Source organism: Acinetobacter sp. Q186-3 (genome assembly GCF_013420655.1).
GTDB lineage: Bacteria > Pseudomonadota > Gammaproteobacteria > Pseudomonadales > Moraxellaceae > Acinetobacter > Acinetobacter indicus.
Genome location: NZ_VOXS01000020.1, coordinates 15019 through 40255 on the forward strand (window position 1 = coordinate 15019; position 25237 = coordinate 40255).

The 25237-nt window shown below is 46.9% G+C and carries 23 protein-coding genes and 1 riboswitch; of the genes, 13 read left to right on the plus strand and 10 right to left on the minus strand.

From position 1 onward, the window contains the following. Window positions 1-83 precede the first annotated feature (83 nt). Entirely contained in the window at window positions 84-1415 is a 1332-nt protein-coding gene (locus FTT64_RS12780) for a Na+/H+ antiporter NhaC family protein (RefSeq protein WP_180182464.1), read from the plus strand. An 11-nt stretch (window positions 1416-1426) separates the two neighbouring features. Here FTT64_RS12780 and FTT64_RS12785 read toward each other — a convergent pair whose 3' ends face one another. Continuing rightward, on the minus strand, window positions 1427-2512 hold the full coding sequence (locus FTT64_RS12785) for an AraC family transcriptional regulator (RefSeq protein WP_160241008.1): 1086 nt from the start codon (window positions 2510-2512) through the stop codon (window positions 1427-1429). Between the two features lie 120 nt (window positions 2513-2632). Between FTT64_RS12785 and FTT64_RS12790 the strand changes: the two genes are divergently transcribed. Continuing rightward, entirely contained in the window at window positions 2633-3511 is an 879-nt protein-coding gene (locus FTT64_RS12790) for a metal-dependent hydrolase (RefSeq protein ID WP_016658655.1), read from the plus strand. A 101-nt stretch (window positions 3512-3612) separates the two neighbouring features. Here the strand turns inward: FTT64_RS12790 and FTT64_RS12795 are convergent, their stop codons facing one another. From FTT64_RS12795 to FTT64_RS12810, 4 genes are all read right to left on the minus strand, one after another. Continuing rightward, entirely contained in the window at window positions 3613-4605 is a 993-nt protein-coding gene (locus FTT64_RS12795) for a DUF2804 domain-containing protein (protein WP_005179978.1), read from the minus strand. A gap of 167 nt (window positions 4606-4772) precedes the next feature. Beyond that, entirely contained in the window at window positions 4773-5291 is a 519-nt protein-coding gene (locus FTT64_RS12800) for a DUF1543 domain-containing protein (protein WP_168399780.1), read from the minus strand. A gap of 372 nt (window positions 5292-5663) precedes the next feature. Beyond that, complete coding sequence (gene trpB / locus FTT64_RS12805) at window positions 5664-6908, minus strand: tryptophan synthase subunit beta (protein ID WP_005179981.1); 1245 nt, start codon at window positions 6906-6908, stop codon at window positions 5664-5666. Beyond that, window positions 6889-7533 carry a phosphoribosylanthranilate isomerase gene (locus tag FTT64_RS12810; RefSeq protein ID WP_104470884.1) on the minus strand — a complete coding sequence of 215 codons (645 nt, stop codon included), beginning with the start codon at window positions 7531-7533 and terminating at the stop codon, window positions 6889-6891. Before FTT64_RS12810 ends, trpB begins: the two co-directional genes overlap by 20 nt. A 145-nt stretch (window positions 7534-7678) precedes the next feature. Next, a riboswitch (cobalamin riboswitch) is annotated at window positions 7679-7900 on the plus strand. A 37-nt stretch (window positions 7901-7937) separates the two neighbouring features. On the opposite strand from FTT64_RS12810, the gene FTT64_RS12815 reads away from it, so the two are divergent. The 3 genes from FTT64_RS12815 to FTT64_RS12825 all read left to right on the plus strand — a co-directional run bounded on the left by FTT64_RS12815 (window position 7938) and on the right by FTT64_RS12825 (window position 11316). Further along, complete coding sequence (locus tag FTT64_RS12815; RefSeq protein WP_005179986.1) at window positions 7938-9782, plus strand: TonB-dependent siderophore receptor; 1845 nt, start codon at window positions 7938-7940, stop codon at window positions 9780-9782. Window positions 9783-9875: 93 nt separating this feature from the next. Continuing rightward, a complete protein-coding gene (locus FTT64_RS12820) occupies window positions 9876-10457 on the plus strand; it encodes a cob(I)yrinic acid a,c-diamide adenosyltransferase (protein WP_180182463.1) in 582 nt (193 codons plus the stop codon). Between the two features lie 145 nt (window positions 10458-10602). Continuing rightward, complete coding sequence (locus tag FTT64_RS12825; protein WP_005179990.1) at window positions 10603-11316, plus strand: glycerophosphodiester phosphodiesterase; 714 nt, start codon at window positions 10603-10605, stop codon at window positions 11314-11316. 63 nt (window positions 11317-11379) lie between these two features. Here the strand turns inward: FTT64_RS12825 and FTT64_RS12830 are convergent, their stop codons facing one another. Then, entirely contained in the window at window positions 11380-11871 is a 492-nt protein-coding gene (locus FTT64_RS12830; RefSeq protein WP_005179993.1) for an META domain-containing protein, read from the minus strand. A gap of 228 nt (window positions 11872-12099) precedes the next feature. Here FTT64_RS12830 and FTT64_RS12835 point away from each other — a divergent pair, with 228 nt between their 5' ends. The 3 genes from FTT64_RS12835 (at window position 12100) to FTT64_RS12845 (ending at window position 15282) form a co-directional block, all read left to right on the plus strand. Continuing rightward, complete coding sequence (locus FTT64_RS12835; RefSeq protein WP_005179996.1) at window positions 12100-13266, plus strand: acyl-CoA desaturase; 1167 nt, start codon at window positions 12100-12102, stop codon at window positions 13264-13266. A 114-nt stretch (window positions 13267-13380) separates the two neighbouring features. After that, window positions 13381-14826: a YdiU family protein gene (locus tag FTT64_RS12840; protein ID WP_180172718.1), complete on the plus strand. Its 1446-nt coding sequence runs from the start codon at window positions 13381-13383 to the stop codon at window positions 14824-14826. A gap of 75 nt (window positions 14827-14901) precedes the next feature. Beyond that, the gene (locus FTT64_RS12845) at window positions 14902-15282 is read left to right on the plus strand and encodes an MmcQ/YjbR family DNA-binding protein (protein WP_163145456.1); all 381 of its coding nucleotides are present in this window, start codon (window positions 14902-14904) and stop codon (window positions 15280-15282) included. A gap of 69 nt (window positions 15283-15351) precedes the next feature. Here the strand turns inward: FTT64_RS12845 and FTT64_RS12850 are convergent, their stop codons facing one another. The 3 genes from FTT64_RS12850 to baeS form a co-directional block, all read right to left on the minus strand. Beyond that, on the minus strand, window positions 15352-15618 hold the full coding sequence (locus FTT64_RS12850; RefSeq protein ID WP_104505830.1) for a hypothetical protein: 267 nt from the start codon (window positions 15616-15618) through the stop codon (window positions 15352-15354). Window positions 15619-15883: 265 nt separating this feature from the next. Then, the gene (locus FTT64_RS12855; protein ID WP_005180005.1) at window positions 15884-16570 is read right to left on the minus strand and encodes a response regulator; all 687 of its coding nucleotides are present in this window, start codon (window positions 16568-16570) and stop codon (window positions 15884-15886) included. A 15-nt stretch (window positions 16571-16585) separates the two neighbouring features. After that, window positions 16586-18256, minus strand: a complete 1671-nt coding sequence (gene baeS / locus FTT64_RS12860; RefSeq protein ID WP_005180006.1) for a sensor histidine kinase efflux regulator BaeS — start codon at window positions 18254-18256, stop codon at window positions 16586-16588. Window positions 18257-18390: 134 nt separating this feature from the next. On the opposite strand from baeS, the gene FTT64_RS12865 reads away from it, so the two are divergent. The 4 genes from FTT64_RS12865 to FTT64_RS12880 all read left to right on the plus strand — a co-directional run bounded on the left by FTT64_RS12865 (window position 18391) and on the right by FTT64_RS12880 (window position 23701). After that, window positions 18391-19002, plus strand: coding sequence for a hypothetical protein (locus FTT64_RS12865; protein WP_180182462.1), 612 nt, complete (start codon window positions 18391-18393; stop codon window positions 19000-19002). Window positions 19003-19297: 295 nt separating this feature from the next. Beyond that, the gene (locus FTT64_RS12870; RefSeq protein WP_075168330.1) at window positions 19298-21100 is read left to right on the plus strand and encodes an acyl-CoA dehydrogenase C-terminal domain-containing protein; all 1803 of its coding nucleotides are present in this window, start codon (window positions 19298-19300) and stop codon (window positions 21098-21100) included. Window positions 21101-21273: 173 nt separating this feature from the next. After that, window positions 21274-23055 carry an acyl-CoA dehydrogenase C-terminal domain-containing protein gene (locus FTT64_RS12875; RefSeq protein ID WP_104484488.1) on the plus strand — a complete coding sequence of 594 codons (1782 nt, stop codon included), beginning with the start codon at window positions 21274-21276 and terminating at the stop codon, window positions 23053-23055. Between the two features lie 148 nt (window positions 23056-23203). Further along, complete coding sequence (locus tag FTT64_RS12880) at window positions 23204-23701, plus strand: phosphate-starvation-inducible protein PsiE (protein WP_005180016.1); 498 nt, start codon at window positions 23204-23206, stop codon at window positions 23699-23701. 147 nt (window positions 23702-23848) lie between these two features. Here the strand turns inward: FTT64_RS12880 and FTT64_RS12885 are convergent, their stop codons facing one another. Further along, entirely contained in the window at window positions 23849-24274 is a 426-nt protein-coding gene (locus tag FTT64_RS12885; protein ID WP_005180017.1) for an RcnB family protein, read from the minus strand. A gap of 183 nt (window positions 24275-24457) precedes the next feature. Here FTT64_RS12885 and FTT64_RS12890 point away from each other — a divergent pair, with 183 nt between their 5' ends. Beyond that, on the plus strand, window positions 24458-24913 hold the full coding sequence (locus tag FTT64_RS12890) for a hypothetical protein (protein WP_005180018.1): 456 nt from the start codon (window positions 24458-24460) through the stop codon (window positions 24911-24913). Window positions 24914-25237: the final 324 nt, after the last annotated feature.

Below are 25237 nucleotides of genomic sequence, written 5' to 3' on the forward strand. Positions count from 1 at the left end.
CAGTTAGCATTTACATTTAAAGTTTTCAGAAATAGCAAAAGCTGCTTTATACTAGCGCCGTTTTCAGACTTTTTCTTATTTCTATGATTTCCGACTCCCAGGCAAAAGTGCACGCTCGCGGGCTTGCGCTGTTGCCACTTATTGTATTTTTAGCCATTTTTTTAGGCAGTGGCATTTACCATTCCCTGATTGGGACCGAGTTTGCCTTCTATCAGGTCAAGGCACCGGTGGCGGCCATTCCGGCGATTATCCTGGCATTATTGCTCTATCGTGGTCAGCTGAACGGGGCCATTGAAGAATTTTTGCAGGGCGCCAGCCATCCCAATCTGATCCTGATGTTTATGGTGTTTATGCTGGCCGGTGCCTTTGCCAGCACCAGTGGCGCCATTGGCAGTGTCAATGCCACGGTACAGCTGGGCCTGTCGATTATTCCGCCTGAATTTGTACTGCCGATGCTGTTTCTGATTTCAGCCTTTGTTGCCACTGCCATGGGCACTTCAATGGGCACCATTGCAGCCTGTGCACCCATTGCCTTTGGTTTTTCCGGAGCCACGCAAATTGCCACGGTCTATACCATTGGTGCGGTGGTTGGCGGTGCCATGTTTGGCGATAACCTGTCGATGATTTCTGACACCACCATTGCCGCCACCAGCAGCCAGAAAGTACAGCTGCGTGACAAGTTCAAGGTCAATGTCTGGATTGCCGTACCGGCCGCACTGATCACTGTGCTGATTTATATGCTGATTAACCAGAATACCCAGGCCATTGCCTATCAGGAGTATAACGCCTGGCTCATCTTGCCTTATGTGGCGGTGTTTGTGCTGGCCTTTTCCCGCCTGCATGTACTGGCAGTGTTAACCATCGGGATTTTACTCTCGGCACTGATGGGACTGTTGATGCTACCTGAGTTTGATCTGCTCAAGCTGAATGGTGCTATTTATGACGGTTTTGTCGGCATGTTTGAAGTGGCGTTGCTGTCGATGTTCCTGGGTGGCTTATCGGCCATTATGCAAAAAGAAGGCGGCCTGGAATGGCTGATTCAATGCATCTACAAGCTGACTCGCCTGTTTAAGGTTGGCGCGCAACGTGCTGGTGAGTTGGGGATTAGCTTTCTGGTGGTGTTTTCCAACCTGTTTGTGGCCAACAATACCGTGGCGATTATCCTGTCTGGAGATATGGCGCGGGAAGTGGCGCAGGAATATGGCGTCGATCCGAAACGCGCTGCCGCCCTGCTGGATATTTTCTCCTGCGTGGTACAGGGCCTGATTCCTTATGGCGCCCAGTTATTGCTGGCCTGCTCGATTGCCAAAATGTCACCGGTAGAGCTGATTGGCAGTGTCTATTATTGCTGGGTGCTGGCGATTTTTGCGATTGCCGCTATTGCCTTGCGTTTCCCTAAACTGCGCACGGCTTAAGACTGTACTTTTTAATTTTCCAAGCGGCTATTCAGCCGCTTTTTATTGGTGGTCTGTTGCTGACGCAGTACCCGGCGCCGCTCGGTTAAGGTCTGGCCGCAATGCGCTTTATAGGCACGCGCCAAAGCCGACTGATCGGAATAACCGAGCTGGCTGGCAATCTCGGTCAGACTCAGCTTTTGCGGTAACAGTAATTCACAACGTTTGATCCGTTCCATGTCCAGCAGCTGTTTAAATGAGGTCCCCAGTTCACTCAGTTGACGCTGCAAAGTGCGACTGGACATACACAGCTCGACAGCCAGCTCATCCAGCTTGGGTGCTTGTTGCTGCAGCCTTAAATAATCGGCAATCAAATGACGCAGCTTCTGGTCCAGCCCTTCCAGCAAAGGTTTGGCCGCCATCGCTTCTTCAGCCTGTTTTTTTAAAATCCCGATTAAAGTTGGATCAGGCTGCTGTGGTTGCAGCTGCAGGCTGTCGATGCTCAGCACCAGCTGATAATCCGGCTGATCAAACAACACTTCGCAGCCATAAAACTTTTGATATTGATACAGCGCCGTTTGCGGAGCATGGGCAAAATGAACCCGGCGCAAGGGAAAGTGTTCGGCCGCAAACATCTGCCGGGCCAGCTGCAGCATACAGGCAAAAGTAATTTCGTGAATCAGCGTGCTCTGATCCTGCGGATTCGGCCAGGAGACAATCAGCAGATCATCCTGCTGCTGAATCTGCATGGGAACCGCTTCGTTAGCATCAATCACCAGCCGGCTAAACTGGGCAATATACTGCAAGGCCTCGGCCACGCTATTACTGCGCGAGGCCATATAGCCGAGCACACCAAAATGTTCCGGACGGATAAAACGCGCCAGTTCAAACACCAGATAGGCTGTGTTCAGCTGCTGCCGGGTCTGTTCCAGCAGCGTAATAAAAGCCTGACAGGAAGATTGGCCATCAATCGGCAAACTGAGCACATGCTGCACATATTGCTGCAAGCTGTCTGACAGCTCGAGCTGTTGCGGCTGCACACCTTGTGCCTGCAGGTAGGACTGCCACAAATGCACATAGCCGTTTGGAATCTGAATATCACTCGGGTAAGTTGTCATCCTGACATTTCTTATTTTCACTATGGCGTAAAATGTATAAAAACTGGCAAGACTTGTCAAAACAAAGCCGCTAAAGCCCGACATACTGCAGATATGAACGACTAGATGAAGTAAAACAAGATGAATGCCATAGTCCAATATCAGGCGCAACCGGTGGTGCGCAGCAATCTCGACTTTAAGCTGGAACAGATTCCACGCTTCTGGTTTGGTGGAGATCCTTTTCTGACCCGCATGTTTGATGCCTTAAGCCTGACCTTTCCCGATGGGGAACGCTATTTTATTCAGTCGGTACGCTTGTACCGCGAGCAGATTCAGCAGCCAGAACTGCAGCAACGCGTGGCCGACTTTATCCGCCAGGAAGCCCAGCATGGCATCGCGCATGACAAAATGAACCAGCTAATGAAAAATCAGGGTATGCCGGTGGATCAGTTTATCCGCCAGCTCAACCGGATTTTTAAATTTGAACTGGAAAAACGCTCACCGGAATACAATATTGCCACCACGGCAGCAGCCGAGCACCTGACCGCCCTCATGGCCGAAACTTTTTATGCCCATCGCTCGACGTTAGCTGAAGCACATCCGTATGTACGCGCCTTGTTTGCCTGGCATGCGATTGAAGAAATGGAACATCGGGATGTGGCCTTTGATGTAATGCGTGATGTGGCCCAAGTTTCTGAAGCGATGCGGCATTTTGCCCTGGTCTGGACCACGTTCCTGATGTTTGGTTTTACCATTTATCGGGCCAATATCATGTTAAAACAGGATGGCTTTAGTCTGTGGCAGCGTCTGCAACTGAATGCCAAAGGTTTGCCGTGGTTCTTTGGCAAAAAAGGCACCTTAACCCGGATGGGCCGGCTATATAAGGACTGGTTTAAAAAAGATTTTCATCCCAGCCAGCATCCGATTATTGCCCAGTATGAAGTCTGGATTAACACCCTGGAACAGACCAATGATCCGATTCAGGCCGGTGAAGCCTTCTGGCAGGCGGCTAAAGATTAAAGAAAAGTTATGATGGATTAAAAAAGCTGAATGTCAGGTTCAGCTTTTTTATTGAGTGGATGAGTTGTAGCTTTTTGGTGAGAAGGAGCAGCGACGAAGATCTACCATTTGGCATAATGCTGTTCCAGCAAGGCATATTCATTCAGGAACACAATTTCCTGATCATCCTGCACAATGGTGCCGCTGACTTTGGCCTGCCACTGGCTAAACTGGCTGCCCACCAGGCGCAGATTCAGATTTTCATAACGGCGCCAGCCGGTGGTCACGGTTAAATTCAGGCTTTGGTCCAGCGAGACAATATTCCACTGGTTATCTGACTGCTGCTCAAATAACACATCTGCCAGCGGATACAGGCGGCCATTGACCCACAGGCAGTTTTCATTGCCAAAGCTTTCATTCACGCCAGAAGCCAGATTAATGCCGACCCGCTTGTTCTGGGCATCCCAGAAATTACAAGACAGCCAGAACCAGGCCGTTTCCGGTCGTAAAAAACCACAAGTATCATCCAGAGAAACAAAAGTTTTGTCATGAAACTGGATGGTTTGTCCCTGCTTGTTGATAAAAAAACCTTCACAGCCGAGCGTGGTCAGCTTTTGGGTATAGGTCCAGCCATTAATCCCATTCGGACTGCACATGCTTAATGGATCAGTGCCGGCACAGAAAATTCGCGCACTCAGACGCAGTTCGCCGTATTTAGTCACCCGGATATAACGCACTCCATTGGCATGCTGAATATCCAGCTGATAACCGGCTTTATGAAAATGACTATGGTTAAACAGCGGCTGCTCGTCCAGCACCGTATGCCGGGCCAGAAAACTGATCGCATCCCATTCCAGCACTTCACCGGTCAAATGATTGTAGATATAAACAAAACCATGCCCGGCCCAAGCAATATCAACAATGGCCAGGCCGATGGTGTAGTGCTCATGCTGAATACAACAAAATTTAAACTTTTTATATTTTAATCGTTTACGCCACCCAGACAGCACATCACCATAAGGGCTTTTATATTGATAATGATGGTATTGGATACTGGTCGGTAATTGCTTAAAACGTCCGTAACGTGGCTGTCCATTCTGTTGTATTAAATCCATGTACGACATTCCATGTGGTTTGAGACACTGTAGCTACCGCTTTATTATGCCTATAAAATCTGGCCAGAAAAATAAAAATAAGATTATTTTATCTAAACAATAACAAAAACATAGATTGCTTTCTTTCACAATATCCAAGCCAAACCACTTGCTTAAGTCTGCTACAGTCAGGACTCGGCAATAGGCAAATAGGTATTTTCCCAGCGGTTTCCGGCAAATTCCCCGGCCACCAGTTGCACATAACGGCCATGCACCTGATCAATGGCGATGCAGTCATCGACATCCAGCACCCGGTCGGTATGCTGCTTTTGCCAGTGTGCAGCAAAATATGCCTTGCCACGCTGTTTGGCCACCATGGCATTTTGTGCAACCACCAGAACATAGCGATGCAATTCGCCAAATTCACGCGCATCGTAGCCGCCCAAATTAATCAGCCAGAGTCTTTCATGCGCCTGATTCGGGGCCGCATTACTAAATTGCAGCTGATATTGTTTACCTTCAAATTCCACCCCATTGATTTGCGCCCAGGCATCAATATGTAAGCCGGATTGATCACCAAACCAGGCCTGTCTTAGCTGAGGGAAAGTCTCTTCCAGCGTGTTACCCACGGCAAGCACCACATCGTGCACTTCGGTATTGGCGCGGGCATGACGACCGCCTAACATGACGATAAACAGACTTGGCATGGAAGACTCCAGAAGAGGGTTTTAACCAGGTAGAAGATAAATCAGCAATATGATACCCGTTGGCGATCGGGATGTCGCCTGTTGAGCAGCATGACAGGGACGTCAGATCTGCTCAACAAAAGCCTTTGCTTACTTTGGGCTTTTCCAAACTAAGGGAAAGTCTAAATGAATTACGATTGTCTGAATTTGTGTCAAAAATAGGATCTGAATAATAATCCTCCCCTCGCCCCTCCTTTTAAAAAGTGGGGAACTTTCATTACAACAATAAAAAAAATCGCACCCAATTGCTTGAATGCGATTTAAATCCTCCCAACCCTCCTTTTACTAAGGAGGGCTATTCCCTTTTTTCTTTAAGAGGGTTAGGGAGATTTTTTACATATCCACCATTTCCACGCCATCAATACGCGCTACCGTCATCAAGTCTTTATCACCACGGCCTGAAACCGTTGCAATAATAATTTGATCTTTCGACATGGTCGGCGCCAGTTTGGTCACGTACGCCATCGCATGTGAACTTTCTAATGCCGGGATAATCCCTTCAATCTTGGTCAGGTCACGGAAACCTTGCAAAGCTTCCTGGTCATTAATTGGCACATAATCCACACGATGCATATCTTTCAGGAAGCTATGCTCAGGACCCACGCCCGGATAATCCAGACCAGCAGAAATCGAATGGGTTTCAATAATCTGGCCTTGTTCATCTGACATCAGGTAAGTACGGTTGCCGTGAAGAACACCGACATGACCGGCATTTAATGGTGCAGAGTGTTTACCCGTTTCAATGCCTAAGCCCGCAGCTTCAACACCATACATTTTCACCTCCTGATCATTCAGGAATGGATAGAACAGGCCCATGGCATTGGAGCCCCCCCCCACACAAGCCACAAGTGCATCTGGCAGACGGCCGGCTTGTTCCTGAATCTGACGGCGTGCTTCACGGCCAATAATGGACTGGAAATCACGCACCAGTTGCGGATAGGGATGTGGACCTGCCACAGTTCCGATCACATAATAGGTTGAATCGACATTGGTGACCCAGTCACGCATCGCTTCATTCATGGCATCTTTTAAAGTTTTAGAGCCACTTTCTACCGCGACGACTTTGGCACCCAGCAAACGCATACGATACACGTTCATGGCCTGGCGCTTCACATCTTCCGCACCCATGAACACTACACATTCAAGACCTAAACGCGCCGCGATGGTTGCTGTCGCCACACCATGCTGACCGGCACCAGTTTCGGCAATAATACGTTTTTTACCTGAAAGTTTGGCCAATAACGCCTGACCAATGGTGTTGTTCACTTTATGCGAGCCGGTATGGTTCAGGTCTTCGCGTTTTAAGTAAATCTGTGCACCACCCAACTCTTTCGACCATCGCTCAGCATAATACAGTGGACTTGGACGACCGACGTAATAAGCGAGATCACGGTCGAATTCTGCCAGAAACTGTTCATCATTCTTCATGCGGAAATAGAGCTTTTCCAAGTCTTCTAAAGCCGCCATCAGGGTTTCTGACACAAAACGTCCGCCATGGATACCGAAGTGCCCTTTTGCATCAGGGAACTGGGTATAGTCAATTGCCTGTTTTTCTGTATTAACAGTTTGCTGATCCACGATGGACTCCTTGCATAAAGCGTTCTATGAGTTGTTGGTCTTTAATACCTTTTGCGGATTCTACGCCTCCGCTCACATCTACAGCAAACGCGGCTGTGGTGTGAATGGCGTCTTCAATATTGTCAGGGTTTAATCCCCCGGCCAAAATCAGTGGAATATCCAGTTGGGGAAAGCTGCTCCAGTCAAAGCTGTGCCCGGTTCCGCCCTTTAATTCAGGATGCCAGGCATCTAAAAGTACGGCGCTAGCACCAGCCTGCTGATATTTTTGAATTTCAGCCACCACATCTAGGCCCGGTTTAACCTGAATCGCCTTGTACCAGCGACGTCCAACCTGCTGTGCAATTGACTGGCACTGTTCCGGGCTTTCATCACCATGAAATTGCAGGATGTCCAGCGCGACTGTATTGAGAATGGCCTGAATCTCACCGGCTGAGCTATTTACAAATAAACCCACCACCTGTACATAAGGCGCAATGGCCTGTAGCAGAACGCTGGCCTGTTCTGCGCTCACACTGCGCGGACTTGGAGGATAAAATACAAAACCAATTGCATCTGCACCACTGTTGACGACGGCATGTACATCTTCAACCCGGGTGATGCCGCAAATTTTGGCACGGGTTCGCATAACTTGTTTGGCTCTCGTAATGCCCGCTTTATAGCCTATCTATAAATATGGGGCCGGCTCATTGTAATGCAAATTTTTTCACTTGAGTAAAGTTCAGCCTGATAATTCTTGCACAAGTTGTTTAAAATGCATACGGCACTTATACTGCGCCCGTTTCACAGCAAGTTTAAGCCTTGGCTTTAGGGAAATTGGTGAAAATCCAACACTGCCCCCGCAACGGTAACAATGAAACATATATCAGTTTAAATCATGCGATTTACACCACTGTATTCAGATATGGGAAGGTGGATATATAGGTCCAGGTCATCATCAAGATGCCTGGCGCCACATTGAAGTCCGGATACCTGCTTGTTGTGCCCTTTAACTCAATCATTCACGTGGGGTGAATGTATGGAGCACATATCATGTCTATTCAATTTCAACCTACTGCCTTGGTAGGTGCAATCGCTCTTGCGATGGGGTTTTCAACTTCTGTCTTTGCTACGGAGTCTCAAGAGCAACCTGCCGTCAATGCGGCCCTGGATACCTTGGTGGTTACAGCTACTCGTTCTGAAGAGAAGATTGGCAATGTGCCTGCGCGGATTTCAATTATTGAGCCACACATATTAGAGCAATCTCCAATTGCCGAACTCCCCCATCTTTTAATGTCCGATGCATCCATCAATATGGTGCAATCGGGCGGTTTTGGGCAAGTGTCTTCAATTTTTACCCGCGGAACCAACTCTAACCATACACTCGTACTTCGTGACGGCATCCGTCTAAATACAGCCTCTTCAGGTATGGCCTCTTTATCTTTCTTAGATACCACCGATATTCAACAAATTGAAGTTCTAAAAGGCCCTGCATCTGTTCTATACGGCACAGATGCAATTGGTGGTGTCATTCAAATGGTTTCAAAAACACCTGAAAAAAACCAAGCCTTGCTAACAACTGAAGTGGGTGAAAATTCTACCTATAAAACTGTTATCGGTGCTGATCTGGCAGAACAGGGATTTTATGCTCAAATTCGTGGCCAGCGTTTAGAAACAGATGGGACAAAAATTAAAGAAACCAGTCATGAAACTGCTGCTTTTGATCAGAAAGGCTATAGCGCCAAACTTGGTGTAGATCAACAAAACTATGCTGTTTCTCTGGATTATCAGCAAAATGAGGGAAATATTAAATATGATAATTTTGGTGCTCTAAATAATCAGGACTTTGAAACAGAAATTATTAATCTAAAAGGTCATGTAAAATTAAAGCCACAACTTGAACTGAATGCTCGCCTTTCCCAGTTCCAAGATGACTTATATCAAAATGATCCTAATTTTATGGGACAGTTTGACTTTGCTTCCAGTCAAACTCGAGAAGCAGAATTATATGCAAAATTACAGCTTAACTCTGCCCAGCAAATTCTAATTGGTACACAACATCAAAATATTCAGGGTAATGTGCTGTCTTATGGTCAAAAATATGAAACTGATCTAGATTCACTGGGCTATTATTTCCAGCATCAATATCAGACCAATACACTGAATACCCAAGTAGGTATCCGTGTTGAAGATCATGAAAAATATGGTACACATACTATCGGCCAGGCTGCAGCCCGATACCAACTTCTGCCTCAAACCAGCCTTTATACCAATGTTGGAACGGCTTTCCGATCACCAAACCTAAACGAACTTTATAGCTCATCCGGCAATCCGAATTTAAAACCTGAAGAAAGTCTTTCTTTCGAAATTGGCCTAGATCAACAGCTCAATCATGGCTTGACAACAGGCATTACCCTGTATCGAAATCAGGTAGATCATCTAATTGATGCCACAGAAGCGACAGGCTACAGTTTTAGAAACCTGGATCGTGCAATTTTTGAAGGTAGTGAACTGTATCTGAATTGGCAAGCCCCACATGCTTTTATTAAAACAGGCTACCATTATGTACGGGCCAAAGATGATACTACCGGTGAAGACTTAAGCCGTAGACCACGCCAGAAAGCAACCCTTACCCTAGGATGGGCTGAAGAACAGTTTGGCTTATCTACCACTTTAACAGCGAACTCATCTTCAGATAACAGTGCTTATGATGATGTCAGAATTCCAGGCCATTTCAATGTAGATATGAGTGGCTATTACCAACTTCATCCAGCCATCAAATTATTTACCAATATTCAAAATGTTAGTGATAGTAAATATCGTACAGCCTATGGTAGTGGTAGTTACTACATCAACGGCGGCCGCCTCGCCTCTGTCGGCGTAACGGTTAAATACTAAACGCCCCAAAGGACATATAAATTTTGAGGATCATGTCGTGACTGTGGCATGATCCTTTTTATATTCACATGATTAAAAATTCAAGGAACAGCTATGGGCCACCGTTTAAGTAAAATCTATACCCGTACTGGCGACTCAGGCACCACCGGTCTGGGTGATGGTTCACGTGTTGCCAAAGATGATTTACGCATTACCGCACTCGGCGATGTCGATGAACTGAATGCCACCATTGGTGTACTGCGCGCACAAATTGCCACCAGCACCATTCAGGACAAAGCCAGCTGGGATAAATCTTTAAGCCTGATTCAGCACTGGCTGTTTGATTTAGGCGGTGAAGTCTGTATTCCGGGCTTTACTCTGGTCCAACCGGTGTCAATCGAGTTTCTGGAAAACGACATTGACCGGATGAATGAAACCCTGCCGATGCTTAAGGACTTTATTCTGCCTGCCGGCACCTTGGCGTGTAGCTATGCCCATCAGGCCCGTGCTGTCTGCCGCCGTGCCGAACGTAGCGTGATGTCGGTGCATAGCCGTGACCAGAATATTCAGGCCACCTCTTTACAGCTCCTAAACCGTTTATCTGACTGGTTATTTGTGGCTTCACGCACCCTGCAACGCAGTGAAGGTGGCGCTGAAGTGCTGTGGCAAAAAAACATTAACGAAACGATTGAATAAAGCCGTCATTTTCATAGAAAAAATTGATGAAAATATGCGCTGATCTGACTTGTATAAATTTAAGATCAGCGCACAATAGCGCTGTCACATCCCGGTCATCTTAAAGGCTCACAATGAAACTTCCTCCCCAAACGCTGAGCCTGTTATGCGTATAATTGGACATCGTGGTGCCCGCGGCGAAGCCCCGGAAAATACCCTGGGCGGTTTTCAGTATATTCAGGATTTAGGCGTACGCGCCGTCGAGTTTGACGTACGTCAGCTCAAAGACCAGCAACTGGTCATTATGCATGATGATCATTTGATCCGGACCACCGGTCAGGACCGTCCGCTGTATGAATGCAGCACGCAAGATTTACATCATTATAATCAGGCCTATGGCTGGAAAAACTGGTCGAATTTTGAAATCACCCCGTATTTAAACCAGACCCTGGCCCTAATCCAGAACTTTGAACATATTGAAGTTGAAATTAAAGCCGTGGAAACCCAGGCACAGGCTGAACAGCTGACCCTGGCCTTGCACCAGCAGCTCAAAGGCTTTGAACATTCTGCTGTGATTACCAGTTTTGACCTGAAAATTCATCAGGCCTTACAGGCGCAGCAATCGACCTTTAAGCGCGGTTTACTGATTGAAGAAGATATTCAGGAACAGGCCATTGAACAGGCATTGCACTTTGGCTGCTGCCAGATTGGCTGGATGAATGAACTGGCGACCCCGCGTATGATTCAGGCCACCCAGCAAGCACAACTGGGGGTCAGTGTCTGGACGGTGAATGAAGTAGAACGTGCCAAACAGCTGAAAGATTTAGGCATTAACGGATTAATTACCGATTTTCCAAAACTAATGATGCAGCATATTTAATAGAAACAGATGCTCAATCAACCTGCATGTTACAGGCTGATTTTATATTGATTGAACTTCTATTTAGCGTTGATTGGCCTGAATCAGCATTAGCCCGCGCTCATCCAGCAAATATAAGGTTTTACCCTGTAACTGGAAGCGTTTGACCCGTTGCAAGGCATCCATCAAGTCGGCTTCCTGCGCCAGCGCATGATCACAACTATTATGCGTGGCACGGCTGTTCAGGCTTAAACGGCCCTGACTGAACTGCAGCTGATAGCGGCCGAAAAGAGAATTACAGCCGGTATTGCCCTGCAGATTCTGAAAACGGGAATTGAGCATTAAATACGGGCTGGCATGAAAATAACGTGCCTTTTTCCCCTGAATGGTTTGAATTTCCCAGCGAATATCCTGCAGACCATCGCTACTGCGTTTAACCGCTGCCGGTGCTTTTACCGCACGTGGCTGTGACTGGACTTTGGAGGCTGTAGAAGACGGCGGTGTGCTTTGACAGGCCGTAATGAAAACCACCGCGATCAAATACGGCAAAATTAAACTAATTTTACGGTATCTCATGTGATTGATTTCGCATTGATCAAGGATTTATCTTTATCATGCCGCAGCCTTCGATAAAATCAATGAAGCTTCAATCTTATTCTGTTACTGTTTAGTACAATACATCTGTACAATAATGCTAGTGACGCCGAAACGCGCATGCTAATATGCTCAAATCTTATTCCATACAAAAAGTAATGGATTAAGCACTTCTTTACACCTCCCCAGCTTTCAGGAGTACTGTTGGAGATGAATGCTCCCCTACCCAAAGCCCCAATTAACTGGGTTGCCGTTTTTGCTCTGGTGTTCTTGCCAATTGTCGCAATCATTGCCATCCCGTTATATGCTTACCACCATGATTTTAGCCTCGCAGCTTGGATCAGCATGTTTGTTTTACTTGGCGTTAGCAGCTTGGGTATTACAGCAGGTTATCACCGTTTATGGGCGCACCGTGCCTATGAAGCCACTTTACCTTTGAAAATCATTTTAATGATTATGGGCACCTTTGCCGTGCAGAACAGTATCCTGTTCTGGGCCTCAGGTCACCGTACCCATCACCGTCATGTCGATGATGTCGATAAAGATCCGTATTCCATCAATAACGGTTTCTGGTACGCCCATTTAGGCTGGATGCTGCGCGACTATCCGGCAGCAGAACCGAATTATAAAAATGCGCCAGATTTGCTGAATGACAAACTGGTGATGTTCCAGCATAAATACTATGTACCGTTAGTGATTCTGGTACATGTTGGCATTTTGCTGCCAATTGGCTGGGCTGTTGGCGACATCTGGGGTGTTTTACTTTTAGGCGGTTTAATGCGTCTGATTCTGAGCCACCATGTGACCTTCTTTATTAACTCGCTGTGTCATATGTGGGGCAAACGTCCATATACCGACGAAAATACGGCACGTGACAACTTCTGGCTGGCTATTGCCACTTGGGGCGAGGGTTATCATAACTATCACCATATCTTCCAGTACGATTACCGTAATGGCGTGAAATGGTGGCAATATGACCCGACCAAATGGTTAATCTGGAGCTGTTCGAAACTGGGGCTGGCAAAAAACCTGCGCCGTATTCCAAGCTTTAATATTAAAAAAGCGGAACTGGCGATGAAGTTCAAATATGCCGAGCAGGACCTGGCGGTATATGGCCACAATGTCAATGACGACATCAGCAGCGTCAAACAGCGTCTGGCACAAGAATATGAAGCCTTTACCCATACCCTAAATGACTGGGCCAAGTTAAAAGAGCAGGAAATTCAGGCCAAGAAATCGGCGGTGGCAGAAAAAATCCATCAAATGGATGACAAGCTGAAAGTTGAATTCCAGCTGGTGGAACAGCGTCTAACCCATCACCGGGAAACCCTGAACATTCTGATGCGCAACCTGAAAAAGAATCCGGTTTCACAATAATACCAAAGCCCTGCAAAAAGCCTCCTGATGGAGGCTTTTTCTATTCGGAAACACGACACTTTTCTCCAGCCAAGTTTGTTATAGTGAAGGCCTGTTCTGAATGGCTGTTCTGCAATGCAATTTAACTCGCGCTATCCTACCCTGCCTTCCCGTCTGTATCACCAGCAACAACCGCTGCCTTTAAAAGGCGCCAAAGCCGGGCATTTCAATGCAGCACTGGCCGATGAACTGCAATGGTCAAATGAAGACAAAGCACAGTGGGTCGAAATCTGTAGCGGCCAGAAAACATTTGCTGAATTTCCGGCATTGGCTATGGTTTATGCCGGGCATCAATTCGGGCAATGGGCCGGTCAGCTCGGTGATGGACGTGGTTTACTGATTGCCCAGATTGTTGACCAGCATCAGCAGACCATTGATCTGCATTTAAAAGGTGCCGGTGCCACTCCCTATTCACGGATGGGCGATGGTCGCGCGGTGTTACGCTCGGTGATTCGTGAATATCTGGCCGGTCATGCCTTAAATGCCTTGGGCGTACCTTCCAGTAATGCCGTGGGATTTACTTCATCCACCCAAGGGGTACAGCGTGAAAAACTGGAACCGGGTGCAATGATGTTACGTACCTCGGACTGTCATATTCGGCTGGGGCATTTTGAATGGATCAATCAATATCAGCCAGATTTACTGCCTGAATTTACCCAGAAATGTATCGAATGGCATTATCCGGAATGTCTGAAGGCCGAGCAGCCTGTTTTAGCTTTTGCCACGCAGGTGGTGCAGCGTACTGCAGTGATGATTGCCCAATGGCAGCTGGTTGGCTTTGCCCATGGGGTAATGAATACCGATAATTTAAATATCACCGGCTCTACCCTAGATTTTGGTCCTTACGGTTTTATGGAGCGCTTTCGCCCGAACTGGATCAACAACCATTCCGATTATCAGGGACGTTATACCTATCAGCAACAGCCGAGTATTGGGCACTGGAACTTGTGGACCTGGCTGAACAACCTGATTCCGCTTTGTCCCGCAGACGATGACCAGGAGCAATGGAAAACAGATCTGGCTCAATGTTTAACTCATTTTGAACCGACCTTCCTGGAACACTACAAGCATGGCTTAAACCAGAAAATGGGCTTACCCAGCTTCCATAAAGACAGCTTTGACTGCGCGATGGCTTTTTTAAGAATCTTGCAAAGCGAACAGCTGGACTACACCCAAAGCTTTATTCGCCTGCAACATAAAGACTATGAAGCGATTAAAGATGATTGCTTAGACCGTCGTCAGTTTGAAGCCTTCCTGACGCAATATGAGCGTATTCGTGAACATCAGGATACCGATGAACTGGATGCCGCCATGACCGCCGTCAATCCGCATTACATCCTGCGCAACCATATGGCGCAAAAAGCGATTGAACTGGCCGAGCGGGATGATTTTTCTGAAGTCGAGCGTTTATTTAGCCTGCTCAGCCAACCCTATACCCGGCAGACCGCGCTGGAAAAACCGGAAGATTTAGCGCCGCTGCCAAGCGATGTGCCTGAAGTGATGGTCAGCTGCTCGTCTTAAATTATCCACATTGGCCTGGTAAATTGTGGATAATTTCAGCATTATCCACAGAGCGCCCTTCAACCTAAATTGCGTATGGCTTTACATCCACTTGCGGCAAAAGTCGCTACTACCCTGCCTGAAGTCACAGTGACCCAACCCTTTGGTGAGGGTTGTGATGTGTTTAAAGTGCTGGATAAAGTCTTTATGTTGCAGTTCCATCTGCACGGACAAGCGGCCATTAATTTAAAAGTAGCGCCAGATCATGGTGCCATGCTGCGTGATATTTATCCGTATATTCGTAGCGGCTGGCATATGAATAAACAGCACTGGATTTCAGTGTATGAAGATGAAGAGCTGGATGAAGCTTTAATCGAAGATTTAGTGCTGAATTCTTATGCGTTGGTGGTGTCCAAACTCAAGAAACTGGATCGACAACGTATAGCGTTACTCAAAACTGTAGGCTCGCGTGTTTAGCTCGGGCAAAAACACAGAGATAAATCGTGCCCACAGTTTAATCCTGTCTCTCGTATGTAAAATCAGCGATTAAACTTTATATTTATCATTGAACAACTCAAAGGCTTTGCGCCACCCTGAATGTTCACTGCTGTGCTGGCTTTTTGCAATTAAATACTGCAATAGTGCTTTGATGGTGGCCACTGTATCGGAATTTAAACAGACAATAATCTGCTGTACACAGAAGTTGATCTGATGTTCCAGGCGGGAACTATCCTGGGTTTGTTCAAAATAGTGTATCGCGGGGGTGATATTGCGCTGAATTAAGCGTGCGACAAGCTCAGTATTGACGTGCATAGAAAAATTCCCAAAAGCGGGCTGCGGATTATACCGGAATTTTATTTACTTCAATTTTCAGGCTTATTAAAATTTACAAAATATTCTTGTTAAAAATTAAATTCATTTAAAAATTATAATATTAGAAATCCCCCCCTTTTATCTTGGTCTTATGCTTGATCAGTCTGTTGATTTATCACCATCCTGCCCCTAAATACTGCACAACCTACTCTCATAAAAAAAGCGAATAGGCACATATCTATTCGCTTTTTCACTCCGCATGAAATTAATCTTCCGGATATTCAAAACGGTAGCCAACCCCATACACTGCCTGAATCCACTCATGACGATTACCGGTTTCTGCCGCTTCGGAAATCTTGCGGCGCAGGTTTTTGATATGACTGTCAATCACCCGATCTGCAACATCAAAACTGTCCGGGTTAATATGATCCAGCAATTGGGCACGGGAATAGACCTGCCCGACATGCTCTAAAAACAGTTCCAGTAAACGGAATTCGGTTGGGGTCAGGTTCAGCGCTTTTTGCTGATACCAAATGCGTTGCTGGGCTTTATCCATCCGGAATAAATCATTGGTTTCCGGTTCAGCCTTGCGGTCTAAGCGGCGCAGCACTGCCTGCACACGTGCCACCAGTTCTTTCGGACTAAATGGCTTACAGATATAGTCATCTGCACCCATATTCAGGCCCAGCACCCGGTCAATTTCTTCGGTACGCGCCGTGACCATAATAATGGGTAAATCAGACTGCTCACGTACCTTACGGCAAATGGTCAGCCCATCCATACGTGGCACCATCAGATCCAGAATCATCAGGCTCGGTTTACGCTGCAAAAAGCTGTTATAGGCTTCTTGTCCATCATGAAACATACTGACCTCAAACCCAGCAGCTTCAAGATAGTCGCGGACCAATTGAGCGAGTTCAACTTCATCTTCAACCAGCATGACATGTTTCATGAATATCTTTTCCTTTTATTGTTTGGTCGGAATCGGGAAAGTCAGTTTGCAGCGCAAGCCACCCAATGGCGAATGCGCAAAACTCAGCTGGCCACCCATGGCCTGCGCAATTTTAGCAGACAGCGCCAGACCTAAACCGGTACCGCCAGTGCTCCGCGTACGCGAATCATCCACCCGGTAAAAACGCTCGCCTAAACGGGCTAGCTGTTCATCGGTCAGGCCAAATGGACTGTCATCGACATAGACACTCCATTCTGTTGCCGTCTGCTCACTATGAATATGAACCTGCCCACCGGCCTCAGTATAACGAATACTGTTCGCAATCAAGTTCACCATAATTTGTTTAAAGCGGTCTATATCTAATTGTAAAGGCACAGCTTCACCTTCTAGACGCACGCTTAACTCGGCCTGTTCAAACTTCGGCCGGAAATTCTCGACTTCCTGTTCAATCACCTGCCAAGGGTTGATTGAGGCCAGATAGAATTTCAGCTGCATGGCTTCGGCCTGCGCCAGATCAGCCAGGTCCTGAGTCAGTTTTTTCAGGCTGCTGACCTGACGCATCATTGCATCTAAGTGTTCCGGTGTAGCTTTACGGATACCATCCTGCATAGCCTCAATTTGGGCCTGTAACACTGCCAGCGGGGTTTTTAATTCGTGTGAGGTATCAGCCACCCACTGCCGGCGTGAGGTTTCATGCTGATCTAAAATGACTGCCAGCTGATTCAGCTCTGTAGATAAATCACCGAGTTCATCATTACGGTTTACTTTCACCTGATACTGATAATTGCCTTTGGTCAGTTCACGGGTCCCATTGAGCAGACGCTGAATCGGCTTTTTAAAATAGGTCGCCAATAACCAGGCCACCAGTAAACTGGCAATAAAGGACAGACCATAAATCAGCAGCAGATAACGCTTTTGTTCGCTAAAGAAATTAATGCTGAGTGCGTCATCCTGATCCAGCACCGGTTTTAAACCCAGATAGCCGACCACCTGATTGTTCATTAAAATCGGGCGATACGACATTTGTCCTTCTGCCGGCTCACCGACCACAAACTGGCGTTTGGCATCATATAAAGCCAGACGCGAGCTAAGACCCAAACGGTCCGGCATGGAAATAAACTGTTTTTTGCCATCCGATTGTGGCTGATTCGGACGCGGATTCTGGGCACTGCCCTGATTAACCCGGGTGGTATTCTGCTGCGCGCTTAAAGGAAATTTCAGGCCTTCAAAGGGACGGTACTCGGAAGGCAGATTCATTTCCAGCCATTTTAGTTCCTCCTGCGAGGCCTGGCGTTTCTGCGGATCTGGTTCAGCCAGCGTTGGCGCCACATTCATTAAGGTATGTTCTTCAAAATAACGCTGCTGCAAGGCAATATCGTACTGACGGCGCAACCACCAGCGCGACAGGCGGTCATAATCTTCCGGGCCGGCCTGTCCTTCAATTTGCAGGATTTGCGCCTGAATGGCATTACCCCAATCATGATAGACACCATACACACCGGCCAGATTATGAATCACATGATCCAGCTTCTGCATTTCGACATCGGCCACGTATTTGGTGAAATTGCGTTGCATATTCCAGTGCAGCACCCACAGGCTGACCGTGGAAATGACCAGCGCGGTCAATAGCACAGTCAAAAACAGGCGCAGGGCGATTGGAATCCGGCGTATTTTCAAAACACTCATCTCAATTTTTCTTTTATTTCACTATTGTAGCGAACAGTGTCTGAAAAAACTCTCCATTGTTTCTTCATCTTTATTATTTATTCTTGTCGCAGTTAAAGATAACTGTATCGCGGATCTGTGTGGAGACAATAATCATGAAAACGATGACAAAAATTGCGCTTGTTTCAGTGGGTTTACTCAGTGTCGGGACACTGACAGCCTGTCAGTCAACCAATAGTACAGCAACGCAGGAACGTGAAGGTCGTATGGCTCACTCCATGCACGGCAAACATGCACGCCTAAGCCCGGAACAGCGTGAACAATGGCAGCAGCTGCGTACTGAACGCCGCCAGATGATGCAGCAGATCAAAACGGCCTGTGAAGACAAAGCTACCGGACAGGTGGTTCAGGTCAAAGCCGGTGAAAAAACCGTGAATGGGACCTGTACCCTGGTGTTTACGCCGGAACGCCAGCAGCTTAAACACAGCCGTGAACATCGTCCAATGCGTGGCGATGTACGCCAGTTTAAACAGCATGCTGCTCAGACAGGTGCCTTAACCGATGCCAAACGTGCCGAACTGGTGAAACAGTATGATCAGCGCCTGGCACAGCGTCAGGCCCGTCAACAGGCTATGGCCAATGCCTGTAACGGCAAAACAGCCGGTCAGACTGTCCAGATTAAACTGGGCGACAAATCGGTCAATGGTCAATGCAGCTTACGTTTTAAACCGAATACCGCTGTGACCATTCCGGCCAAAGTGGCTTAAGCGAAGTCAGCAAATAAAAAAGCGCATGGTGCGCCTTTTTTATTGGACATATCTGTTTACGTTTTTGACTATTTGTCCACTTCCTATACCGATAAATCTGTTTACACTCAATACACTTAGCTATTTCAAGTTAAAAATCTTTGACTTTACAGTCACCAAGAAAAGCCATTGAAATGCTTGTACCCAATTAGAAGATGTTGCACGATTAAAACATTCAAGATGCGCCTGTGAAGGCGCGTGAACTCACTGATTTAGGATTATAACCGCTGGTTAAACCAGTATTGAGGAACCCGATATGCCACAATACAAAGCGCCACTACGTGATATGCAATTTGTTTTGCATGAATTATTAAATGCTGAAGAACATTATGCAAAACTCCCTGCATTCTCTGGAAACGTAAGCCGTGAGTTGGTTGACCAATATTTAGAAGCTGCTGCTGACTTCTGTGAAAATGAATTATCTCCTTTAAACCAAGTGGGCGACCGCGAAGGCTGTACCTGGAACGATGGTGTAGTCACCACGCCGACTGGCTTTAAAGAAGCGTATCAAAAATATATCGAACTGGGTTTCCCGTCTTTATCTGCCGAAGAACAGTACGGCGGTCAGGGTTTACCAAACTCTCTGGGCATTACCATTTCTGAAATGGTCGGTACCGCAAACTGGGCTTGGGGCATGTATCCGGGTCTGTCTCATGGTGCAGTACGTACCCTTGAGCACCACGGTTCGCAAGAACAAAAAGATACCTATCTGCCAAATCTGGTATCAGGTGTCTGGACCGGGACCATGTGTCTGACCGAATCTCATGCCGGTTCTGACCTCGGTATTATCCGCACCAAAGCAGAACCAAATGCGGATGGCAGCTATGCAATCTCTGGCGAGAAAATCTTTATCTCTGCCGGTGAGCACGACATGGCCGAGAACATCATCCATATCGTTCTGGCGCGTTTACCAGGCGCACCGAAAGGCACCAAAGGTATTTCACTGTTCATCGTACCGAAATTCAACCTGAATGCCGATGGTTCAATCGGTGAGCGTAATGCAGTGCGTTGTGGCTCGATCGAACACAAAATGGGGATTCACGGTAATGCGACTTGCGTGATTAACTTTGACAACGCCAAAGGTTACTTGATTGGACCTGAAAACCGTGGTCTGAACTGTATGTTCACTTTCATGAACACGGCGCGTATCGGTACTGCAGTACAAGGTCTGTCTGCATCTGAATCTTCATTCCAGGGCGCTTTGGCGTATGCAAAAGACCGTCTGGCCATGCGTTCACTGTCTGGTCCGAAAGCGCCAGAAAAAGAAGCCGATCCGATTATTGTGCATCCAGCAGTACGTAATATGCTGTTGACCCAAAAAGCATTTGCTGAAGGTGGCCGTGCGCTGGTTTACTTATTGGCTCAATATGCAGATGTGGTTGAGCAGGCTGCTGAGGAAGAAGACCGTAAATTTGCCGACAACATCCTGTCTTTATTGACACCAATTGCCAAAGCCTTCCTGACCGAAACCGGTTCAGAAGCTGCAAAACACGGTGTACAGGTGTTTGGTGGTCACGGCTTTATTTCCGAGCACGGTATGGAGCAGATTGTACGTGATACGCGTATTTCTTGCCTGTACGAAGGTACTACTGAAATTCAGGCACTTGACCTGCTTGGCCGTAAGGTTCTGGGTACGCAAGGCGCGATGCTGAAAGACTTCACCAAGATCATTCACAAATTCGCAGAAGCCAACAAAGACAATGCCGGCATGAAAGAGTTTGTTGAACCGCTGGCCGCGCTGAACAAAGAATGGGGCGACCTGACCATGCAAATTGGTATGCGTGCGATGCAAAACCCTGAAGAAGTCGGTGCTGCAGCAGTCGATTACCTCTACTTCTCTGGCTATGTGACACTGGCTTACCTATGGGCACGTATGGCACTGGTTGCACAAGAAGCCTTGGCTGCGGGTACTACCGATGTCGACTTCTATAATGCCAAAGTGACCACTGCACGCTTCTACTTCAAGAAGATCCTGCCACGTGTACGCTCGCATGTTGACGTGATTGCGACTGGCCTGGATCCATTGATGGCGCTTGATGCTGAACACTTCGCCTTCTAATGCACGTGATGTGTAGTAACTTGTAATGGATGTAAAAAGGACGGCCAGCTGTTGGCGGTCCTTTTTCTCTATTTATCGCGCTATATTAACCTTTCGTCGTCTAATCAATTGAAAGCTCATCGTTTAGACTGACCTGATCACTATGAATAAACAAGAAACAGGTGAAATGAACTATGCCAATTTATAACGCACCGCTTGCCGATATGAAATTCATCCTGAATGATGTCTTCCAAGCAGAACAATTCTGGCAAAATAACGAAAATCTCGCCCACCTCGATGCTGCAACCGCAGAAGCTATTCTTGAAGAAATGGCCAAATTTACCCAGAACGTTACCCTGCCCTTAAACCGCACTGGTGATGAAGAAGGTGCTCAATATAACAATGGCAGCGTAACCACACCGGCCGGTTTTAAAGAAGCATTCAAGCAATATGCCGAAGGCGGCTGGATTGGCCTGGGTGCCGATGAAGAATGGGGCGGTCAAGGCATGCCAAAAATGCTGACCGTTCTGTCAGATGAAATGATTTTTGCCACCAACCCGTCATTCATGCTGTATCCACTGCTGTCAGTCGGTGCGGGCATGGCACTGAGCAGCTATGCTTCTCAGGAACAGAAAGAAACCTATTTACCAAAAATTTATTCAGGTGAATGGTCTGGCACCATGTGTCTGACTGAACCACATGCCGGTACCGATTTGGGGATTATTAAAACCAAAGCGGAACGCAACGAAGATGGCAGCTATAACATTACCGGGACCAAAATCTTTATTACCGGTGGTGATCATGACCTGGCTGAAAACATCATTCACCTGGTACTGGCCAAAACCCCAGATGCACCTGCCGGTTCACGCGGTATTTCGCTGTTTATCGTACCGAAATTCCTGGTCAATGCCGATGGTTCACTCGGTGAACGTAACCCGGTTGGCCCAGGCTCTATCGAACACAAAATGGGGATTAAAGCCTCTGCCACGTGTGTCATGAACTTTGATGGTGCCAAAGGCTATCTGGTCGGTAAAGAAAACGAAGGCCTGGCAGCCATGTTCGTGATGATGAACTATGAACGTCTGTCAATGGGTATTCAGGGTTTAGGCGCCTCTGAATTTGCTTACCAGAATGCAGCACAATATGCGACTGACCGTTTACAGGGCCGCAGCGCTTCAGGTGTACAATCACCAAACAAACCGGCTGACAGCATTTTAGTACATGGCGATGTACGTCGTATGCTCTTGAATGTGCGTGCCAACAACGAAGCATCACGTGCCTTTGCAGTCTATGTCGGCCAACAGCTGGACATCACCAAATTCTCGACTGATGCAGACGCGGTGAAAAAAGCCAATGACCGTGTGGCGCTGCTAACGCCTATTGCCAAAGCCTATTTAACCGATACCGCTTTCCAGGCAACACTGGATGCGCAAATGTGCTTCGGTGGTCATGGCTATATCCGTGAATGGGGCATGGAGCAATGTGTACGTGATTTACGTATTGCGCAAATTTATGAAGGTACCAATGGCGTCCAGTCACAAGATTTAATTGGCCGTAAAACCATTAAATGTCAGGGCGCCTATATTACAGAATATATTGCTGAAATCCGTGACTTTGCCAACCAGTTAGATGCCGATCTGAACTTCATTAAAGATGCGACCTTAGATGCAGCCACAGAAGTCGAATCGGTAACGCAATACATTCTGAATGCGGCGTCTGAAAATGCAGAATTCCCGAATGCAGCAGCGGTCGATTATTTACACGCGGTTGGTCTGCTCAGCTTTGCCTATATGTTTGCCCGTATTGCCCAAGCAGCGCAGGCCAAACAGGGTGAGTTCTATCAGAACAAGCTGGCATTGGGTCTGTACTTTGTACAACGTATTCTGCCAGAGCTGGAAATGCGGATTACCCGTATCAAAGCCGGTTCTGATGTGATCATGAAATTCTCGGAAGATTATTTCACTCATCAGGCTTAAGCTTTTTATCTCTCAAAAACGCCTGCACTGTCAGGCGTTTTTTTATAGCATCCATGTTTTCCTGCTGTTTTTACACCACTTTTCCTGTAGTTGTGCACAGTTTTTGCATGAGTTTTTCTTATTCATTCAGCAGAATCAGGAGGAGCATATGACAGCACGGCATCCCAAAGTAGAAAAAATAGAAACCCTCCTCGACCGGTTGGGTAATCTGGCCGTTGAAAGTTTTCACTATATTGCCCTGTTCGTGATTGGCTGTATGGTGATCTGGTCGGCCGGCCATACTGTGGTCGATATTCTGACCGTCAAACAATATGCCACGATTGATGATATTTTACTGCTGTTCATTTATTTGGAGCTCGGTGCCATGGTGGGTATTTACTTTAAAACCAACCACATGCCAGTACGCTTCCTGATTTATATTGCCATTACCGCCCTGACCCGGCTGCTGATTTCCGATATCCAGCACGACCATAAAGCGGATATTGACCTAGTAATTATTACCGGTTCGATTCTGATTCTAGCCTTTGCGATTCTGGTGGTACGTTTTGCCTCCTGGAATTATCCATCGGTAATTCGGGATAAACACAGTGAAAAACCGTTGCCACAAGGCAAGACCCCACGCCCGGAAGATGATGAACTGGCCTAAACACCAAAATCACATCCATCATTCAAATCTGAAGAACAAAAAGCGCGCCTGGATACCACTACGGCGCGCTGATTTTTGAGTGAAGATTCACCGGATCATCAGTTTGGTTCAAATAGTTTTCCTTAGCGCTGGAGCGCTCCGGATGATCTAACGGTTTGGCACCAAAATATAACGACCATTTTCATAAATCCAGTAGCTGCCATTTGGCGGAGCCGGCAAACCTAAACGGCGCCAGTCAGTAATGATGGTCTGCGTGCTGCTTTCAATCCGGGCCACATTCGGGTCACCATTGACCCAGCTATAACTTTGCGAATTCTGGTAAATGGTGGTGGGCGCCTGATATTGAATACTGATGCCCGGACGTACCGGTTGATGGCCCCATTGCGGACGTGGTGGATAATATTGTGGTGGCCTGTGCTGCGGATAAGACGGGCGATGCTGTGGATAATGCTGCGCATGCGATTTTCGCTCCACACCCTGATAACTGGCCCAGCGATTGGTATCGGCCAGCGATAATGTCGAGATGGCAGACAATCCAATGCCTAACCATAAACCTGCTTGTATTCTTTTCACTACCCGACTCCCAAACATCAGCCTATTGATTTTACTATAAAACAGGATTAAGGATAAAAAATGAACATGCATGCTTTATACAAGTTTTTTAGATGAATGGCGGTAGATCGGCCGTATTTCTCAGTGAAAATAATGGCCTACTTTTATGCTACACTCGCTTTTTTTCATACTAGGTTCATGCTTGTGTCTGATTTAAGTTTTGATCGTCTTTATGAATATTTCTGCAAAGTACCCAGTGTTCAAAAAAACTTGATCGATGCCTATGGCACAGATGGTGCTCAGGCATGGTGGTTTAAATTTCAGATTAATGTAGCACACCCACTGGCCTGGCAAACCGTACAGGAACTGGGTCATGTGCTGAACTATATTTCCAAGAATGAACGTTTGCCAACGCAGTTTTTACCGGTATCGCCACCACCTTATATGAATGGTGAAGCCAAAGATTTCCTGTCTTGGGTGATCCAGTGTAATCATGCCGATTTCCCGCCCGATGTGGTCTGCGACTGGCTGGAAGCGCGTTTGCCGAATCCGGTTGAAGATGAAAGCCAGTGGAAAATTAAAACCGACCTGAGCGAGCTGGATGAGCTGTCTGATAAAGATCTGGATGAACTGGTACCACCGAATCCGGGGCAAAACTAAGCGTTAAACCTTAGTACTGACCTCTCCCTGACTCGCTCCTAGAAGGTTAAGGAAAAGCGTATATCCCTAACCTTCTCTTACGAGGAGGAGAAAAAGCTATTGTTCCTAACTCTCTTGCAAGGAAGGGGAAAATCGCTTCTTGTAGTGGTCAACAAATATTGGACACAGTTTTAAGTTTTTGTTCAGCCTCATAAGGACTGACCCCTTGATTAAAATGATGTGGTCGGATGCGGTTGTAGTACTGCATTAAATAAAAACCAATGTCTGCTTTGGCTTCTTGAATGGAATGGTAACCAAGTTTTGGGATCCATTCCGTTTTAAGAC

Excerpts from the sequence above, each read along its gene's own strand:
- FTT64_RS12780 (WP_180182464.1), top strand. The coding sequence starts at position 84 with ATGATTTCCGACTCCCAGGCAAAAGTGCACGCTCGCGGGCTTGCGCTG.
- FTT64_RS12785 (WP_160241008.1), bottom strand. The coding sequence starts at position 2,512 with ATGACAACTTACCCGAGTGATATTCAGATTCCAAACGGCTATGTGCAT.
- FTT64_RS12790 (WP_016658655.1), top strand. The coding sequence starts at position 2,633 with ATGAATGCCATAGTCCAATATCAGGCGCAACCGGTGGTGCGCAGCAAT.
- FTT64_RS12795 (WP_005179978.1), bottom strand. The coding sequence starts at position 4,605 with ATGGATTTAATACAACAGAATGGACAGCCACGTTACGGACGTTTTAAG.
- FTT64_RS12800 (WP_168399780.1), bottom strand. The coding sequence starts at position 5,291 with ATGCCAAGTCTGTTTATCGTCATGTTAGGCGGTCGTCATGCCCGCGCC.
- FTT64_RS12810 (WP_104470884.1), bottom strand. The coding sequence starts at position 7,533 with ATGCGAACCCGTGCCAAAATTTGCGGCATCACCCGGGTTGAAGATGTA.
- FTT64_RS12815 (WP_005179986.1), top strand. The coding sequence starts at position 7,938 with ATGTCTATTCAATTTCAACCTACTGCCTTGGTAGGTGCAATCGCTCTT.
- FTT64_RS12820 (WP_180182463.1), top strand. The coding sequence starts at position 9,876 with ATGGGCCACCGTTTAAGTAAAATCTATACCCGTACTGGCGACTCAGGC.
- FTT64_RS12825 (WP_005179990.1), top strand. The coding sequence starts at position 10,603 with ATGCGTATAATTGGACATCGTGGTGCCCGCGGCGAAGCCCCGGAAAAT.
- FTT64_RS12830 (WP_005179993.1), bottom strand. The coding sequence starts at position 11,871 with ATGAGATACCGTAAAATTAGTTTAATTTTGCCGTATTTGATCGCGGTG.
- FTT64_RS12835 (WP_005179996.1), top strand. The coding sequence starts at position 12,100 with ATGAATGCTCCCCTACCCAAAGCCCCAATTAACTGGGTTGCCGTTTTT.
- FTT64_RS12840 (WP_180172718.1), top strand. The coding sequence starts at position 13,381 with ATGCAATTTAACTCGCGCTATCCTACCCTGCCTTCCCGTCTGTATCAC.
- FTT64_RS12845 (WP_163145456.1), top strand. The coding sequence starts at position 14,902 with ATGGCTTTACATCCACTTGCGGCAAAAGTCGCTACTACCCTGCCTGAA.
- FTT64_RS12850 (WP_104505830.1), bottom strand. The coding sequence starts at position 15,618 with ATGCACGTCAATACTGAGCTTGTCGCACGCTTAATTCAGCGCAATATC.
- FTT64_RS12855 (WP_005180005.1), bottom strand. The coding sequence starts at position 16,570 with ATGAAACATGTCATGCTGGTTGAAGATGAAGTTGAACTCGCTCAATTG.
- baeS (WP_005180006.1), bottom strand. The coding sequence starts at position 18,256 with ATGAGTGTTTTGAAAATACGCCGGATTCCAATCGCCCTGCGCCTGTTT.
- FTT64_RS12865 (WP_180182462.1), top strand. The coding sequence starts at position 18,391 with ATGAAAACGATGACAAAAATTGCGCTTGTTTCAGTGGGTTTACTCAGT.
- FTT64_RS12870 (WP_075168330.1), top strand. The coding sequence starts at position 19,298 with ATGCCACAATACAAAGCGCCACTACGTGATATGCAATTTGTTTTGCAT.
- FTT64_RS12875 (WP_104484488.1), top strand. The coding sequence starts at position 21,274 with ATGCCAATTTATAACGCACCGCTTGCCGATATGAAATTCATCCTGAAT.
- FTT64_RS12880 (WP_005180016.1), top strand. The coding sequence starts at position 23,204 with ATGACAGCACGGCATCCCAAAGTAGAAAAAATAGAAACCCTCCTCGAC.